Source organism: Rathayibacter sp. AY1B8, assembly GCF_002932775.1.
GTDB lineage: Bacteria > Actinomycetota > Actinomycetes > Actinomycetales > Microbacteriaceae > Rathayibacter.
This window is the reverse complement of record NZ_PSWJ01000017.1, coordinates 62,007-77,911: the sequence shown is the minus strand read 5'-3', so window position 1 is coordinate 77,911 and position 15,905 is coordinate 62,007. Positions and strand designations below refer to the sequence as shown.

The window sequence follows — 15,905 nt, the reverse complement described above, 5'->3', positions numbered from 1 at the left end:
GAGGGTCGCCGTGCCGTAGGCGGGGCCTGCGGCGGGTTGGTCGGGGGACGAGGGCGGGGTGTTCTCCGGCGGGAGAGGTGTGCTCATCGCGCGAGTATCGCAGAGCGGCGACGGCCTGCCGCGACATCGAGACGTCCCGTCTCAACACGTCCCTCCCCCTCCCGCGGGATGCCGTTCGGGCACGCCGGACACGGCGTGTCGCGGACCGGAGCGGCACCTCGCGGAGGGAGGACGGTGCGCCTCAGCGCAGCGACTCGAGCACGGCCTCCAGCTCGTCGACGGCGAAGTCGATCTCGGCGGCGGTGACCACGAGCGGCGGCGCCAGGCGGATCGTCGAGCCGTGGGTGTCCTTGGCCAGCACTCCGCGGGCCATCAGGGCCTCGCAGACGGCGCGGCCCGAGGCGAGCCCCGGGTCGATGTCGATGCCGGCCCAGAGTCCGGCGCCGCGGACGGCGACCACTCCGCGGCCGATCAGCGCCTCGAGGCGGGCGTGCAGCTGGGCGCCGCGCTCGCGGGCGAGGGCCTGGTACTCGCCGGTCGCGAGCATCTCGACGACTGCGAGGCCGACGGCCGCGGCGAGCGGGTTGCCGCCGAAGGTGGAGCCGTGCTGGCCCGGCTGCAGAACGCCGAGCACATCGGCGTCCGCGACCACGGCCGAGACGGGGACGATGCCGCCGCCGAGCGCCTTGCCGAGCAGGTAGACGTCGGGGACGACTCCGACCAGGTCGCAGGCGAAGGTGGCGCCGGTGCGGCCGAGGCCGGACTGGATCTCGTCGGCGATGAAGAGGACGTTGCGGCGCGCGGTGATCTCGCGGACGGCCGGGAGGTAGTCGGCCGGCGGCACGACGATGCCCGCCTCGCCCTGGATCGGCTCGATCAGCACCGCCACGGTGTCGTCGTCGATCGCGGCCTCGAGGGCTTCCGCGTCGCCGAACGGGACCGTGCGGAATCCGGGCGTGAACGGAGCGAAGCCGTCGCGCGCCTCCGCGTCGTCGCTGAACGAGATGATCGTGGTCGTGCGGCCGTGGAAGTTGCCCGCCGCGACGATGATGTTCGCCCGGCCCGGAGCGACGCCCTTGACCCGGTAGCCCCAGGCACGGGCGACCTTGATGCCCGACTCGACCGCCTCCGCGCCCGTGTTCATCGGCAGGACCATGTCCTTGCCGGCGAGCGCGGCGAGCGCCGTGACGAACGGGCCGAGGCGGTCGTTGTGGAACGCGCGGCTGGTCAGGGTGACGCGGCCGAGCTGCTCGCGGGCCGCCTCCAGCAGCACCGGGTGCGAGTGGCCGAAGTTCACAGCGGAGTAGGCGGCGAGGCAGTCGAGGTAGCGGACGCCCTCGACGTCGGTGATCCAGGCGCCGTCGCCGGTGGCCGCGACGACGGGCAGCGGGTGGTAGTTGTGGGCGGCGTGCTCCTCCTCCGCGGCGATGAGGGCGGCGGAGCGGGCGGTGTCGGTGTCGGTGATGCTCATGTCGTTCCTCCTGAGGGGACGATCGACTCTCCAGGAGTCGTCGCACTCGGCGTCGAGTGCGACGGATCGTGGACAGTGGAGGGTGGGTCGGCGCTGCGCGTCGCCGACCACGGGGAGTGGGTCAGCGGCGCAGCTCGAGCGTGCAGCACTTCACGCCGCCGCCGCCGAGCAGCAGCTCGGACAGGTCGACGCCGATCGGGTTGTAGCCGCGCTCGCGCAGCTGGCGCTCGAAGCCCGTCGCGCGGGAGGCGATGACGACGTTGAGGCCGTCGGAGAAGGAGTTGAGCCCGAGCACGGACGCGTCCTCCTCCGAGACGAGGATCGCGTCGGGGTAGAGCTCGCGGAGGGTGCGGTTGCCCTCCTCGCTGAACGCGCTCGGAAGGTAGGCGATGTTCGTGTCGTCGAGCACGGCGATCGCGGTGTCGAGGTGGTAGAACGACGGGTTCACGAGCTCGAGCGTGACGACCTCGCGGCCGAAGACGCGGGCGACCTCGGCGTGCGAGTCGGAGGCGGAGCGGAAGCCCGTGCCGGCGAGGATCCGCTCGCCGACGAGGAGGAAGTCGCCCTCGCCCTCGTTGACCTCCTCGGGGACGCGGACGTCGAGGCCGGCCGAGCGGAACCAGTCCATGTACGCCGGGCCCTCGGGCTGGCGCTCGGGGTAGGTGAAGGAGGCACCGTAGGCGATGCCGTCGATCACGAATCCGCCGTTGGCCGCGTAGACCATATCCGGCAGTCCGGCCTCGGGCTCGATCAGCTCGATCGTGAAGCCGAGGTCGGCGTAGGTGTCGTAGAGGGTCTGCCACTGCCGGACGGCGAGGGAGGTGTCGGTGGGGACCTGCGGGTCCATCCACGGATTGATGCGGTAGACGACGGTGAAGTGCTCGGGACGGCACATCAGGATCGTCTTCGCGACGGCGGTTCGGGCGGGTGCCTCGGCGAGCACGGCGGTATCGGTCATTCGAGTCCTCCTGCGAAAGGATGCGGATGAGCGGACCGGGTCCAGTGGCTCCGTGCCCCGCGCATGACGCAGCGGGATGGAGCACGCTCGCGCCCAGTCTTGCACGCGCCGATCGTGCGGTTCTCGCCGCGAGGCGCACGGAACACGCGTGAACGGTGGGTGCGGCGCGGGAAAACGCCGCGGCTCTTCCGCGGGGCACTGTGATGCCGCCGCGACTCTCGCCTTGAGGCGGCTTTCGGAGGGACGACGTTGCGCCTCTCCGCGAGAAGGCCTTATCCCTCTCTCTTGTCATCGCGCTGATGACATCTGTCGAATCCGTCGAATTCCGCCCTGAATGGGGGACTTAGTGCAGCGATAAGCGGCATGGGACGATCCCTCCGGCCCGACAGTCGTCGGCCTTCTCGCTCCGACGAATCCGGATGCCCTCCTCCATGCGAACGAAGACCCTCAGCGTCTCCCTTTTCCTCGCCCTGCTCCTCTCCCTCTTCGTCGCGACCCCGGCCCAGGCCGCGGGCTCGCCGGCTGCGCCGTCGAACGTCGTCGCGTCTGACAACAGTTGCACGGACGCCGTCACCATCTCGTGGACGGCACCCGCGCAGAAGGTCGCCGGCTATCGCGTGCACATCTACACGATTTACACGACGCGATATGGGGACACCGACTCGTATACGACAGCCCTGACGGAAGTATCGAACGCAACATCGGTCTCTTTCGACTTACCTCGCGATGTGAATGGCTATACCATCGAAGTTGCGAGTGTGACTGATTTCAACGCCTCGTTCTCCGGCGGCGAGTACGGCCAGAAACTAGTCGCATCATCGACGCAGAGCATCCCGACTAGCACCGGTCTCTACCATTACTGGAACGTCCCTGCGCCGGCCGAGCTCTCGGTGGCCTACGACGAATCCACAGCACTGGCTTCCGCCCGGTGGAAGCGGCCGTCGATCAACGGGGAAGCGTGCTCCTTCGATGAGTACCACGCCACGCTCGACGATATTGCGAGTTACGACGATGACTGGGGCAACGGCAGCGGCTACGACGTCGAGTACTCCCTGACCACAACCTCGCAGAATCTCGATGTGGCCGCTGGCCATCGCTACGAATACTGCATCTGGGCTGCGTCCTGGTACTTCAGGTCGGAAAGTGCCGACTATGCCGACTACCTCGACTCTCCAAAGAGCTGTGTCTCCTTCGGCACCGGCACCACCCGTCCGGCTGCTCCTGAATTCGCATACGCGGAGCCCAGCGGCACGTCGATGACCGTTTCATGGGAGGCGCCCTACGCCGACGGCGGCACCGACATCACGGGCTACAGGGTCAGCCGCAACGGCACCGACGCGTCCGGCAGCGGCCCCTGGTCGACCGTCGTCTCCGCCGACCGCCGCTCGCAGACGTTCACGAACCTGCGCCCGAACACCTCCTACACCTTCACCGTTCAGGCGATCAACGGGGTCGGCACCAGCGAAGCGGCAACGGTCACCCGCACCGCCGACGCCTACTTCGCCCCCTCCGTTCCCACGCGCGTCGCAGGCACCACGAACGACAGCGTGCGATCCGCGACGATCTCGTGGGCGCCTCCGGAGTCGGCCGGCAACCCGGCGATCACCGGCTACCGCGTCTCGCGCAATGGCGTCGACAACGCGGGCGCCGGTCCGTGGTCGACGACGGTCGCCGCCACCGCCCGCTCCTTCACGTTCACGCACCTGGCGGCGGGCGCCACCTACACGATGAGCGTCAGCGCGATCAACGCCGGAGGCGACAGCGGGGCGGCATCGACCGTCGTGCGCATCGGCGGCACCGCCCTCACCGCCGCGACTCCGACCGTCACCGGCACCGCCGCGGTCGGCTCGACGCTCACGGCGAGCGCCGGCACCTGGGGCCCCTCCCCCGTGGCCCTCGCGTACCAGTGGCGCGCGAACGGCACCGCGATCAGCGGGGCGACCGGCACCACGTACCGTCCGGTCGCGGGCGACGCGGGCAGGGTGATCACCGTCGCCGTCACGGGCTCGAAGTCGGGCTACGTCTCGACCACGCGGGTCTCCTCCGGGACCGCTGCCGTGACCGGCGGCGCGATCACCGCTGCGACGCCGACCATCAGCGGCACGGCGAAGGTCGGCTCGACCCTCACCGCCAAGCACGGCACCTGGGGTCCCTCCCCCGTCGCCCTCGCCTACCAGTGGAAGGCGAACGGCACCGCTCTGAGCGGGGCGACGTCCGCGACGTACACGCCGACCGGCGCCACTCTCGGCAAGACGATCACCGTGACGGTCACGGGGTCGAAGTCCGGATTCACCGCCGTGACGAAGACCTCCGCGAAGACGAGCGCCGTGGTGGCGGGCACCCTCTCCGCCGCGACCCCGACGATCACCGGCACCGCGAAGGTCGGCTCCACCCTGACCGCCAAGCCGGGCACCTGGGGTCCCTCGCCGGTGGCCCTCACCTACCAGTGGAAGGCGAACGGCACCGCGATCTCCGGGGCGACCTCCGCCACCTACAAGCCGACCAGCGCCACGGTGGGGAAGAAGATCACGGTGACCGTCACCGGCAAGAAGGCCGACTACACGACGGCGACGCGCACCTCCGCCGCCACCGCAGCGGTCGTCAAGTAGGGGATCCGACCCGGGCCGCCGGGGGAGCCTGCTCGCGCGGACTCCTCCGGCGGCCCCGGGAATCCACCACCATCGTCCCCCGGACGGGGGCCCATCCCGCCGACACCCGCCCTCGCCCGGAGGCGGGCGGCGGCTAGCATTCAGACACCGTGTCCGCCGCGGCCTCCCGCGGATCCTGCCGAAAGGCCCGCCGTGCCCGCACGCCCCCTCGCCGCGATCGGCGTCTCCGCTCTCCTGCTGGCCGGCCTCGCCGCCGGTCCGGCCGTCGCCGCCCCCGATCTCCCGGGCGCGAGCGCCGCGCAGGAGGCGGCCGCCGAGGTCGTCCTCTCGGGCACCATCGCGCTCCGCGACGCCGATGAGGAGCACCCCGCCCCCGAGAACCCGTACTTCTACGTCCAGGTCGAGGACGCCGAAGGGGACGTGGTCGCCCAGGCGGACACGGGCGCCGACTTCTCCCTCCCCGTTCCCGGCGGCGAGCCCCTCACCGTCCGCGCGAACCTGATCGGCAGCGACGACTGGTACCCGACCTGGTTCGGTGACACCCCGGTCGCCGAGGCCGCGAGGACGACCCGGGGGATCGACGAGTCCGTCGCCATCTCCCTCCTGCGCACCGCCGAGCTGTCCGGATCGATCACCGCCGACGCGGTCCCCGGCGTCTCCTCCCCCTCCTTCGACGTGCAGGCCTGGTGGGTCGACGGTGGGACGTACTCGCTCCTCGACACCGTTCCCGTCACCGGAGCCCCCGGCGCCGCCCGCGCGTGGGACACGAGCGACCTCGCCCTGCCCGCCGGCGACTACCTCCTGCGCCTCGTGGAGCCGGGGTACCCCGCCTACGACGACCAGTACTTCTCGCGCCTGGCCCGCCTCGACGAGCGCGCGGTCGTCACCGTGCCGCCGGGCGGCCGCAGCGGCATCGACTTCTTCCCGTCGGCCTACTCCTCCGACGTCGCCCGCCTCGCCGGGACCGACCGGTACGCGACCGCCGTCGCGGTGACCGCCTCCGGATTCGCCGACGGCGCCCCCGTCGTCTACCTCGCCAGCGGAGCGAACTGGCCGGACGCCCTGAGCGCCGGCCCCGCCGCCGCGAAGCAGGGCGGCGCCCTCCTGCTCACCGACCCGAGCGTCCTGCCCGCCGTGGTGGCGGCCGAGCTGCGCCGCCTCGCCCCGCAGCGGATCGTCGTGGTCGGCAGCGCCCTCTCCGTGAGCGAGTCGGTGCTCCAGCAGGTGAAGGCCCTCGGGATCCCGACCGAGCGCATCGAGGGCGTCGACCGCTACGACACCTCGCGCCGGATCGTCGAGGACGCCTTCCCCGACGGCAGCTACGAGAACGTCTTCGTCGCGACCGGCACCAACTTCCCGGACGCCCTCTCGGTCGCGCCGATCGCCGGCCGCCGCGCCGAGCCCGTCCTCCTCGTCGACGGCGCCCGCTCGCGCCTCGACCAGCCGACCCGCGACACCCTCGCCGGACTCGACCCCTCCTCCGTGCAGCTGCTCGGCGGTGCGCCGTCGATCTCGACCGCCGTGGAGGCCGACCTCCGCGCCGCGAAGATCGCCGGCACCGTGTCGCGCATCGCCGGGACGGACCGCCACGACACCAGCCGACACCTCAACGACGTCTTCCCGCCGTCCGAGCTGGGCGACACCGTCTACCTCGCGACCGCCACCGGCTTCGCCGACGCGCTGGCCGTGGGCCCGGTCGCCGCGAAGCAGGGCGCCCCGCTCTACCTCAGCGAGCCGACCTGCCTGCCGCGCAGCACCCGTGTGAAGATGCAGGGCCACGACCTCGATCAGGTGCTGCTCCTCGGCAGCCCCCTGACCCTGTCGGCGCAGGTGCGCTCGCTGTCCGCCTGCTGAGACCCGAGACGCACCGCACGAGCCCTGGAGATCCATGAGCGCCACCGCCGACCGTCCCCTCCTCGTCGGCATCGAGACCGGGGGCACGAAGGTCGTCGCGGCGGTCGCCGACGCCGCTGATCCCGAGCGGATCCTCGCGACGACGACCCTGCCGACCCGCGGGCCCGCGGAGACGCTCGCCGATCTGGCCGGCTTCGTCAGCGGCCACGGAGTCGACGGCACCGTCGCCGCGGTCGGCGTCGCCTCCTTCGGCCCGCTCGACATCGATCCCGGCTCGCCGACCTACGGGCACCTCACCTCCACGCCGAAGCTCGGCTGGGAGGGCACTGACGTCCTCGGCCCGATCGGCGCGGCCGCACCGGGCGCCCGGCTCGCGCTGGTCACCGACGTCAACGGAGCCGCCCTGGGCGAGGCCCGCTGGGGCGCCGGAGCCGGAGTCGACGACTTCGTCTATCTGACGGTCGGCACCGGAGTCGGCGGCGGCGTGATCGCGGGCGGACGGCTCCTCGCCGGCAGCGGCTGGCCCGAGGTCGCGCACCTGCTGCCCCGCCGCCACCCCGAGGACGGCTTCGCCGGCACCTGCCCGTTCCACGGCGACTGCCTCGAGGGCCTGGTCGCCGGTCCCGCGATCTCGGCGCGCTGGGGCGTCGACGGCTCCCGCCTCGGCCCCGAGGAGGCGGCCGCCAACCTCCGCTTCAGCTCCTACTACCTCGCGCAGCTCGTCACGACGCTCGCCTACGTCGCGGGCGTGCGGCTCGCGGTCGTCGGCGGAGGCGTGTCGAAGACGCCGGGGCTCGTCCCCGCGGTCGAGGCCGAGGTCGAGCGGCTGATGGGCGCGCCCGGAGCGACGGGGACGGGCGGCGGGCGGATCCGCATCGTGCGCCCGGCCCTCGGCGACGAGTCCGGGGTGCGCGGGGCGATCTCGCTGGCGGAGTCCCTGCTCGCCTGAGCTCTACCCTCGTCCCATGAGCGACCGACCCGTCGACCCCTCCGCCCCCGACTCCGGTCGCGACGAGACGGTGGAGGAGCGATCCGACCGCAACTGGAACGAGATCCTGCAGGAGCTGCGGGTCGTGCAGACCGGCACGCAGATCCTGGGCGGCTTCCTGCTGACGCTGTGCTTCCAGCAGCGCTTCGCCGACCTCGCGCCGCCCGACGTGGCGCTCTACCTCGTGCTCGTCCTGCTCGCCGCGTGCGTCACGATCCTGGCGCTGGCGCCGGTCATCGCCCATCGGCTGCTGTTCCAGCGGCGGAGGAAGGCCGAGCTGGTGCGGTTCGGCAACCGGGTGGTCACGGTGTGCCTCGCGGCGGGATCGCTGCTGTTCGTCGGAGTCGTGGGCTTCGTGTTCGACGTCGTGCTGGGCGGGCCGGCAGGCCTCTGGGCGGGCGGAGGCGTGCTGCTGCTGCTCGCCGTGGTCTGGGCGACCGCGCCGGTCCTCCTGCGGAGGCGCTGAGGGCGGCGGAGTCTGCCCGCCCCTCCCCCGCGAGTCAACGGGGTACCCGGGTCCGCCGCGCTCTTCCTACCGTGGCCGCGAGGCGCGCACCGCGCCGACGCGAGAGGAGCACCATGACCGACCGGACCGAGCAGCCGCAGGAGAACCCGCAGAACCACGACCACGTCGACGACGCGGGCGTCGACAAGCCCTCGCAGGCCGAGGGCGACGACACCGAGGGATCGGCCGGCTGATCGCCGCCTCGATCCCCGTCGTCCCCGCCGTCGACAGCAGCGCGGCCGTCCTCGCCGACGGCTACCTCTTCGGGACGCGGCGCTTCGACGACGTGGGCGCGGACGCGTTCCGCACCCGGATCCTCGGACGGCCCGTGATCATGGCGCGCGGCATCGAGGCGGCGCGCTTCTTCTACGAGGGCGGGCGCTTCGACCGCGAGGGCGCGCTGCCCGGCTCCGTGCTGCACCTCCTGCAGGACGAGGGCAGCGTGCAGACCCTCGAGGACGAGCCGCACCGGAGGCGGAAGCGGATGTTCCTGGATCTGGTGGAGACGCCCGAGCAGCGGTCGAGGCTGGTCGCGGCCTTCGCGCGGGAGTGGCAGGCGGCCGCCGCCCGGCTGACCGGCGAGCGGGTCCGCCTCCAGGACGTCGCCGCGGAGGTCCTGGGCCGCGCGGTCCTGTCCTGGGCCGGCATCGAGGCCGACGAGGAGGAGGTGCTGCGGCGCACGGACGAGCTCCGGGCGATGATCGACAACGCCGGGCGCTTCGGCCCGCCCAACTGGGCCGCACGACTCCGCCGCCGCTCGACCGAGCGATGGGCGCGCGGCCTGATCGAGGCGAGCCGGACCGCCGGGCCCTCGCCGACCCCCCTGCACCGGATCGCGCACGAGAAGGAGGACGGCGGCCTCCTGCCCGTCGAGGTCGCCGCGGTGGAGCTGATCAACGTGCTGCGGCCCACGGTCGCGGTGGGGCGCTTCGTGGTGCTGGCGGCGCTCGCGCTGCACCGGCATCCGGAGTGGCGCGAGCGGCTCGCCGACCAGGAGGAGCGCGTCGCGTTCGCGAACGAGGTGCGGCGCTTCTACCCGTTCTTCCCGATGGTCGGAGGAAGGGCCCGCCGGGAGCTGGACTTCCGCGGCGAGACGCTTCCCGCGGGGCAGTGGATGCTGCTCGACCTCTACGCGACGGACCACGGCTCGCACGGGGAGGCGCCGGGCCGCTTCGATCCGGAGCGGTTCCGGTCGCCGGTCGACCGCAACGGCTTCATCGCCCAGGGCGGCGGGCACTACGGAGGCGACCACCGGTGCCCGGGCGAGCCGGCGACCGTCGACCTGCTGTCCGCGGCGCTGGAGCTCCTGGCCGCGGGGCACCCGTACGACGTCGAGGACGGGCAGGATCTGCGCGTGAGCCTGCAGAGCTTCCCGACCGGGCCGGAGGACGGCTTCGTGGTGAGGTTCCGCTAGGGGCGGGCGGGCTCGGCTCGCGGCCTCGGCGGGCGGCCTCGGCGGGGGCGGTCCTCCTCCACAGGCCGCGGTTCCGCGCGCTCTCCCCGGATCCGCTCGGGCATTCCCCGCCCGCCTCGCCCGACGAGCACCCTCGGGGGATGCAGAAGCCGAGTCAGTCCTCCGGAGCGTCGAGCTCCTCGAGCGCCCGCAGCGCCTCGCGGGCGCGCTCGAGCCGATCGACCTCGGGCTCGTCCCACCATGCCGGTCCGCGCTCGCCCAGCCCGTGCTTGGCGAGCCCGACCCTCCTGCGCGCCAGCGCCTCCGCCTCCGCGTCCTCGTGCAGCCTGGCGGAGCGCACTCCCGAGCGCCCGCGCCCGAGGTGCGAGGTGAGGACGGCGACCACGTCCTCCGGCAGCGAGGGGTCGGTGCGCCGCCATCGGCGGCCCTTCACCACGAGCCAGCGCTCGTCGTCCTCGTCGCTCACCCCGTCACCGCCGCCTCGGGTTGAGCCGGTCACCGGTGCTCGTGAGGTCCACCTGATCCGGCAGGAGGAGCGCCTCGATGCGCCCCGCGGCGGAGAGCCGCAGCAGGTCGTCGACGAGGGCGCGCGAGCCGCCGATCAGCGTCGAGTCGAAGTCGACCTCGCTCGCGAGGTACCAGGCCCGGTCCTCCGGCCAGAGCGCGAGCGGAGTCTGCACGACGAGCCCGGAGGCGTCGGCGAAGCCCGCCGCGCGCGCCCACGCGGTGTCCTCGAGCACCCTGACGTCGAGCGAGAGCAGAGGCCCCTCCCGCCCCGGCAGCTCGACCGTCGCCGCGGCGGCGGTCTCGGGGTGCTCCCAGCCGGTCGGCCGGGTGTCGCTCATCCACTCGGGCAGCTCCTCCGAGGCGTCCGAGCGGGAGATCAGGATCCGCGACCCGCCGCTCAGCACGCCGAACCCCTCCCAGAACACGGCCAGGCAGTCCTCGGGGGTGCTCGTGTGCTCCGCGAGCACGGCGGCGACAGCCGCGAGCTCGTCGAGCGGGAGCACTCCGAGGCGGGGCTCCGCGTACTCGTCGGGATGCTCGCCGGTGAGCGAGTACCACTGCGCGAGCGGATGCAGGAGCGTCCCCTCCCGCTCGGCGACCTCGCGCCAGCGCCGAGGCGGGTCGTCGGAGGGGTGCAGGATCCGCACGGCCGCCTCGAACAGCGGAGGGACGATCCCCTCGAAGCGCCCGAACGGTCCGAGAGCACTCAGCATCGGGTCCGCCCGCGCGGCGTCCCGCTCGGCGCGCAGGGGCGCGTCCCGGGGTGTCGGCTCGACCATCGGCCCAGGCTAGCGCTGGACGGTCGCTCCGCTCAGGGCGGAGACGGCCCGCTGCGGCCCCGTCTCGCGGGCGAGGCCCTCGGCGAGCGCCGTCAGCCGTTCCCGGGCGGGAGCGTCGAGTGCGAGTATCCGCCGCGCAGCCTCCGCGAGCTCTCCCGCGGATGCGGCGTTGGGGTCGAGCACGGCGGCGAACCCGGCGTCCTCGAGCGCGGCCGCCCCCGCGAACTGGTCAGTCGAGAACGGCAGGACGACGAGCGGCACGCCCGCGGTCATCGCCTCCGTGACGCTGTTGTTGCCGCCGTGGCTGACCGCGAGCGCGGCCCGGCGCAGGAGCGCGACCTGCGGCAGGAAGCCGCGGACCAGCCAGCCCTCGGGGATCTCGCCCAGGGCCGCGCGCTCGGTCGCGCCGGAGGCGAGAGCCACGCGGACGGGCCTGCCCCCGGCCTCGACGCCGGCCAGGGCCTCTACGACCCGGGCGAGCACGTCGTCGCGCACCGAGAGGAAGCTGCCGAAGCTCACGTAGACGACCGGATCCTCGGACGCGGCGAGCCACTCCTCGACCTCCGCGTCGTCGGGCTCCTCGCGGACGGCGGAGCCGAGGAACGCGTGCGGCGGCAGCTGAGCGGTGCGGGCCGAGTCGTGGAGCTCGCCCGGATAGTTGAGCAGCAGGACGTCGCCGCTCTCGGCGAAGGCGTCGGCGCTGGGCGCCGCCCCGGGGTCGAGGGTGGTGAGGGCGGCGTTCCACTCCGCGGTGAAGGAGTCGCGCACCCGCTCGCAGAGGGCGCGGAGCGCATCGAGGTCGTCCGGCTCCGGAGCGAAGGCGTCCGGCCAGACCGGAGGGAAGCCGTAGACCTCGCCGGGCACCGTGAGCGCGCTGGGGTGGCCGAGCACGACGTCGCCGTAGGGCACGCGGAGTGCCTTCAGCGCCACGCGCGCGGTGAAGGCGAGGTGGTCGACCACGATCGCGTCGGGCTGCACCTCGTCGAGGATCACGCGCAGGCGCGCGGCGACGCCGGACGGATCCCAGAGCAGGTCGGTGAGCCGCTCCCGCGCCTGGTAGGCGAGGGTCGGGACCATCCCGCGCCGGGTGGCGTCGAAGAAGCCGCGGAGGGACGCGCCCTCGTCGGGCGCCTGCTCCTCCGCGCGGATCGTGCCCGGGTTGGAGCCGCGCCCCAGCCGGAGCGCGACGTGCTCGAATCCGAAGCCGTCCACGATGGAGCGCGTCGCGTCGCCGGTGGCCACGACGACGCGCTCGCCCGCCTCCTGCCACGCCGTGCCGAGGGTCGCCAGCGGCAGCAGGTGCGACGCGTAGTCGGGGCTGATGATCAGCAGGGTCACGAGGCCCCCAGCACGAGCGGCGAGCGGAGAGGACGCTCCTGGTCCGCGGTCGCGTGCGCGTAGACGCCCGAGAGGGCATGAGCCATGGCCTGCACCGTGTAGCGCTCGGCGACCATCGCGTGCCCGCGGGCCGCGGCGTGCTCGCCGAGAGGCCCTCCTGCGAGATCGAGTGCGGCGGCGGCGCCGGCGGCGAGTGCCGCGGGGTCGGCGGTGTCGACCAGGAAGCCGGTCTCCCCCTCCTCGACGTAGGTCGCGGGCCCGCCTGTCGCCGGAGCGACGACGACCAGTCCTGCGGAGAGCGCCTCGAGGAGGGCGATGCCGAACTCCTCCTTGACGCTCGCGCAGACGTAGGCGCCTCCCGGAGCAGAGAGCTCCGGTCGGCCGTGCCGGATCGCGCCGAGCCAGCGGGCCACGGTCCCGTTCGGGCGGTGGCCGGCCAGGAGCAGCCCGTCGGACGCGACGGCGCGGATGCGGTCGAGCTGCTCGCGCTCGTCGGGACTCGGGTCGGCGAGGTCCCCGCCGACCAGGAGCAGGTTGGCGCGCTCCCGGAGCGAGGGGTCGGACGCCCAGGCCTCGGCGAGCGCCGCCATCCCCTTCACCCGGTGCAGGCGGCCCACGCTGAGCAGCAGCGGGAGGCCGCGGCGGTGCTCGGGCAGCTCCTCCAGCAGGAGGTCGAGCGAGGCCAGGTCCCCGCCCTCGTCCAGCGCGACCGGCTCACCGGCGGCGGAGGCCCGTGCGGCCGCCTCGCCGCGCTCGACCAGGCCGATGTCGATCCCCTCCGGGACGATCGTGTGCCGCTCCGGGTGCGCGGTGATGTCGACGCCGATCAGCTCGCGGATGGTCGCCGCCAGCTCCTCTCGCGGGAAGAGGACGGTGTGCGCGGCGTCCGCGGCCAGGCGCTGCACCAGGCGCACGCGGAACCAGAAGTGCTCGGCGGCGTCGCGCTCGCCGAAGTCCGCGCGGGTGAGGGCGCCGGAGGCGTCCAGGCCCGCGATCAGGGCGTGCGGGTCCGGAGCGAGGGTGAACACGACGGGGATCTCGAGCTCCCGGGCGACCGCGGCCGCCGCGAGGGATCCGACGTCCGCCATCCGCAGGTGCAGCACGTCGACCCGGCCGGCCGTGCGCAGGATCCGGCGGATGCCGCGCTCGGCGGCGATGCGTCGGCTCCACGCCTGAGGCATGGCGACGGGCGGCCCCACGAACGGGACCGGAGCAAAGCCGTGGCCGGAGTCGGGCAGCTCGCCGAGCGCGCGCTCGGCCTCGGCCGGGGTCCCGCGCGAGAGCGTGAGCACCCGGTCGATGCCCTCCTGCTCGACGAGCGAGTCGCCCAGTCGCACCAGCAGGGTCGCGATCCCGCCGTTGTCGCCGGCGCCCACCCGCGTCAGGGTGCCGTCGATGTCGGCGTGGACGAAGAGCTGCGCGACCGTCGGCCCTGCCTCCACGGCCGGTGCGGGGGCGAGGTCGCCGAGGGCGAGCCGGGCGAGGGGCCCGATCGGCGCCGCCTCCTCGGCCAGGCCGGTGAGCAGGAGCTCGGCGTCGTCGGAGCCGCGCTCGCCGAGCGCGTCCGTCGCGGCGGCCCGCGCCTCCAGCCCCTCCGCGCGATCGGCGGCCACGTGCAGGAGGGTGCGCTCGGCGATCGTGCCGGGCACGAGGCCCAGGGTCTCGACGAGCCGTGCCCGGGCCGCCGCTTCGCGCTCGCCGAGCAGCGCGCCCTCGAGCGCGACGGCGACGAGGTCGGGGGTCGAGGAGGCCCAGAGCAGGACGGTGCGCTGCGCGAGCATGCCGGAGAAGCCGCCGTCGCGGACCAGGCGCAGCAGCGGTCCGAGCGCGGCGGGGCGGGGCAGGCGCCCGCCGAAGGCCCAGGCGGCGTGCTCGCGGAGGTACGGGCGCTCGTCCTCGAGCAGCATCAGCAGCGCGAGGTCGGCCTCCTCGTCGAAGACCTGCGCGAGCGAGTGCACAGCCGCGATCGCAGTGAGCTGGTCCGAGGGGTCCAGGGCTGCGCGGGTGAGCAGGCGCACCGCGCGGCCACCACCGTCGCTCACCGCGGCGACCGTCAGCTCGTCGGCCATCCGGACGGCCTCGAGCAGAGTGGGAGCGGCGCGCACGGCGTCGAGAGCGGTCTGCGTGGCCATGGTTCACCTGGTCTGTCGGAGCGGAGAGTGCGACGGAGCGCGACTCCCGACCGCTGGAGCGGCCCAGGAGGAGCGGACCGGTACCGAGCATGCCGCGTGGGCGGCTGGGATTTCGCCACTTGCGTCGGATCTCCTCCCGCGGTACGGCCTCCTGTCAAGGGGGTGATAGCCGCAGTTCGTTTGCGCAACGCGCGAGGATCCTCAACCGCGGGTCCACTCCAGGAGCCGCTCGACCGGCCAGGTGGTCACGATCCGCTCCTCCGGGACGCCGAGCCGCTCCGCCCGCTCGGCCCCGTAGTCGAGCAGGCCCAGCTGGCCCGGAGCGTGCGCGTCGCTGTCGATCGAGAACAGGCAGCCCTCCTCGAGCGCGAGCGCGATCAGCTCGTCCGGCGGGTCCTCGCGCTCGGGGCGGGCGTTGATCTCGACCGCGGTGGAGTGGTCGGCGCACGCGCGGAACACGGCCCGGGCGTCGAAGGTCGACGGCGGGCGGGTGCCGCGCTCGCCCGACACCAGCCGCCCCGTGACGTGGCCGAGGACGTCGGTCCGCGGATCCGAGGCAGCCGCGACCAGCCGGGCCGTCATCTCACGGGAGGGCAGCCGAAGCTTCGAGTGGGCGCTCGCGACGACCACGTCGAGGCGGTCCAGCAGCTCGTCCGTCTGGTCGAGCGCGCCGTCCTCGAGGACGTCCACCTCGATCCCGCTGAGCAGCCGCAGGGGCCCGGTGTCGAGGCCCGCGAGATGGGCCAGCTGCTCCTCCAGCCGCTCCGCGCTGAGACCGTGGGCGACCCGGAGCCGCGGCGAGTGATCGGTGAGCGCCAGGTACTCGTGGCCGAGCGCGCGGGCCGCGTCCGACATCGCGAGGACGGGCGTCGCCCCGTCGGACCACTCGCTGTGGCTGTGGAGGTCGCCGCGCAGCCGTCCCCGCAGCGCGCTCGCGGGCGGAGGAGCCGAGCCGCGCAGCTCCGCGAGGTAGTCGGGCACCCGGCCCGACCGCGCCTGCTCGATCACCGTGAAGGTCGTGTCGCCGATCCCGGAGGCCCGCCGCACGAGGGCGAGGTCGTCCCGCTCGGCGGACGCCATCCCCTCCAGCACCGCGGCCGCGCGGCGGAACGCCTTCGCCCGGTAGCGGGAGGCCCGCTCCCGCTCGAGCAGTGCTGCGATCTCCTCGAGTGCCGCGATCGGGTCCATGCGCCCGGTCTACCACGGCGCCCGCCGCGGCCTCACCCCCTCGACGGCGGCCTCGGCTCCGGCCCCCGGCCTCATCCCGCCTCGGCCCCGGCCCCTCGACGCTGGGAACCGGCCGAGCCCTGTTGCCGGCCGCAGCGATCGAGATATATCGTGACTCTCGTT

The 15,905-nt window shown here is 73.7% G+C and carries 12 protein-coding genes; 5 read left to right on the top strand and 7 right to left on the bottom strand.

What is annotated here, in order from left to right:
• Positions 1-241: 241 nt before the first annotated feature.
• Together rocD and ddaH are read right to left on the bottom strand one after the other, a co-directional pair.
• The gene (gene rocD, locus C5C63_RS11400) at positions 242-1,471 is read right to left on the bottom strand and encodes an ornithine--oxo-acid transaminase (RefSeq protein WP_181069123.1); all 1,230 of its coding nucleotides are present in this window, start codon (positions 1,469-1,471) and stop codon (positions 242-244) included.
• A 121-nt stretch (positions 1,472-1,592) separates the two neighbouring features.
• Complete coding sequence (gene ddaH / locus C5C63_RS11395; protein WP_104267856.1) at positions 1,593-2,429, bottom strand: dimethylargininase; 837 nt, start codon at positions 2,427-2,429, stop codon at positions 1,593-1,595.
• 758 nt (positions 2,430-3,187) lie between these two features.
• Between ddaH and C5C63_RS11390 the strand changes: the two genes are divergently transcribed.
• The 5 genes from C5C63_RS11390 to C5C63_RS11370 all read left to right on the top strand — a co-directional run bounded on the left by C5C63_RS11390 (position 3,188) and on the right by C5C63_RS11370 (position 9,799).
• Positions 3,188-5,038 (top strand): fibronectin type III domain-containing protein, encoded by a 1,851-nt coding sequence (locus C5C63_RS11390; protein ID WP_181110607.1) that lies wholly within the window; start codon positions 3,188-3,190, stop codon positions 5,036-5,038.
• Between the two features lie 192 nt (positions 5,039-5,230).
• Positions 5,231-6,892: a cell wall-binding repeat-containing protein gene (locus tag C5C63_RS11385; RefSeq protein WP_104326077.1), complete on the top strand. Its 1,662-nt coding sequence runs from the start codon at positions 5,231-5,233 to the stop codon at positions 6,890-6,892.
• 34 nt (positions 6,893-6,926) lie between these two features.
• Positions 6,927-7,841: an ROK family protein gene (locus C5C63_RS11380; RefSeq protein ID WP_104260859.1), complete on the top strand. Its 915-nt coding sequence runs from the start codon at positions 6,927-6,929 to the stop codon at positions 7,839-7,841.
• Between the two features lie 16 nt (positions 7,842-7,857).
• Positions 7,858-8,346, top strand: a complete 489-nt coding sequence (locus C5C63_RS11375) for a DUF6328 family protein (protein ID WP_104223741.1) — start codon at positions 7,858-7,860, stop codon at positions 8,344-8,346.
• A 325-nt stretch (positions 8,347-8,671) separates the two neighbouring features.
• On the top strand, positions 8,672-9,799 hold the full coding sequence (locus C5C63_RS11370; protein WP_104326076.1) for a cytochrome P450: 1,128 nt from the start codon (positions 8,672-8,674) through the stop codon (positions 9,797-9,799).
• Between the two features lie 154 nt (positions 9,800-9,953).
• On the opposite strand, the gene C5C63_RS11365 is transcribed toward C5C63_RS11370, so the two are convergent.
• The 5 genes from C5C63_RS11365 to C5C63_RS11345 form a co-directional block, all read right to left on the bottom strand.
• Positions 9,954-10,265: a biopolymer transporter Tol gene (locus C5C63_RS11365; RefSeq protein WP_104326075.1), complete on the bottom strand. Its 312-nt coding sequence runs from the start codon at positions 10,263-10,265 to the stop codon at positions 9,954-9,956.
• Between the two features lie 4 nt (positions 10,266-10,269).
• Positions 10,270-11,085 carry a hypothetical protein gene (locus C5C63_RS11360; RefSeq protein WP_104326074.1) on the bottom strand — a complete coding sequence of 272 codons (816 nt, stop codon included), beginning with the start codon at positions 11,083-11,085 and terminating at the stop codon, positions 10,270-10,272.
• Positions 11,086-11,094: 9 nt separating this feature from the next.
• A complete protein-coding gene (locus C5C63_RS11355; RefSeq protein WP_104326073.1) occupies positions 11,095-12,423 on the bottom strand; it encodes a glycosyltransferase in 1,329 nt (442 codons plus the stop codon).
• The gene (locus C5C63_RS11350) at positions 12,420-14,555 is read right to left on the bottom strand and encodes a glycosyltransferase (RefSeq protein ID WP_104326072.1); all 2,136 of its coding nucleotides are present in this window, start codon (positions 14,553-14,555) and stop codon (positions 12,420-12,422) included. Before C5C63_RS11350 ends, C5C63_RS11355 begins: the two co-directional genes overlap by 4 nt.
• Before the next feature lie 201 nt (positions 14,556-14,756).
• Positions 14,757-15,743, bottom strand: a complete 987-nt coding sequence (locus C5C63_RS11345; protein WP_104326071.1) for a PHP domain-containing protein — start codon at positions 15,741-15,743, stop codon at positions 14,757-14,759.
• Between the last annotated feature and the right edge of the window lie 162 nt (positions 15,744-15,905).

Bases quoted from the DNA above. Each gene is read 5' to 3' on its own strand.
- rocD (WP_181069123.1), bottom strand. From the start codon at position 1,471: ATGAGCATCACCGACACCGACACCGCCCGCTCCGCCGCCCTCATCGCC.
- ddaH (WP_104267856.1), bottom strand. From the start codon at position 2,429: ATGACCGATACCGCCGTGCTCGCCGAGGCACCCGCCCGAACCGCCGTC.
- C5C63_RS11380 (WP_104260859.1), top strand. From the start codon at position 6,927: ATGAGCGCCACCGCCGACCGTCCCCTCCTCGTCGGCATCGAGACCGGG.
- C5C63_RS11345 (WP_104326071.1), bottom strand. From the start codon at position 15,743: ATGGACCCGATCGCGGCACTCGAGGAGATCGCAGCACTGCTCGAGCGG.
- C5C63_RS11360 (WP_104326074.1), bottom strand. From the start codon at position 11,085: ATGGTCGAGCCGACACCCCGGGACGCGCCCCTGCGCGCCGAGCGGGAC.
- C5C63_RS11375 (WP_104223741.1), top strand. From the start codon at position 7,858: ATGAGCGACCGACCCGTCGACCCCTCCGCCCCCGACTCCGGTCGCGAC.
- C5C63_RS11350 (WP_104326072.1), bottom strand. From the start codon at position 14,555: ATGGCCACGCAGACCGCTCTCGACGCCGTGCGCGCCGCTCCCACTCTG.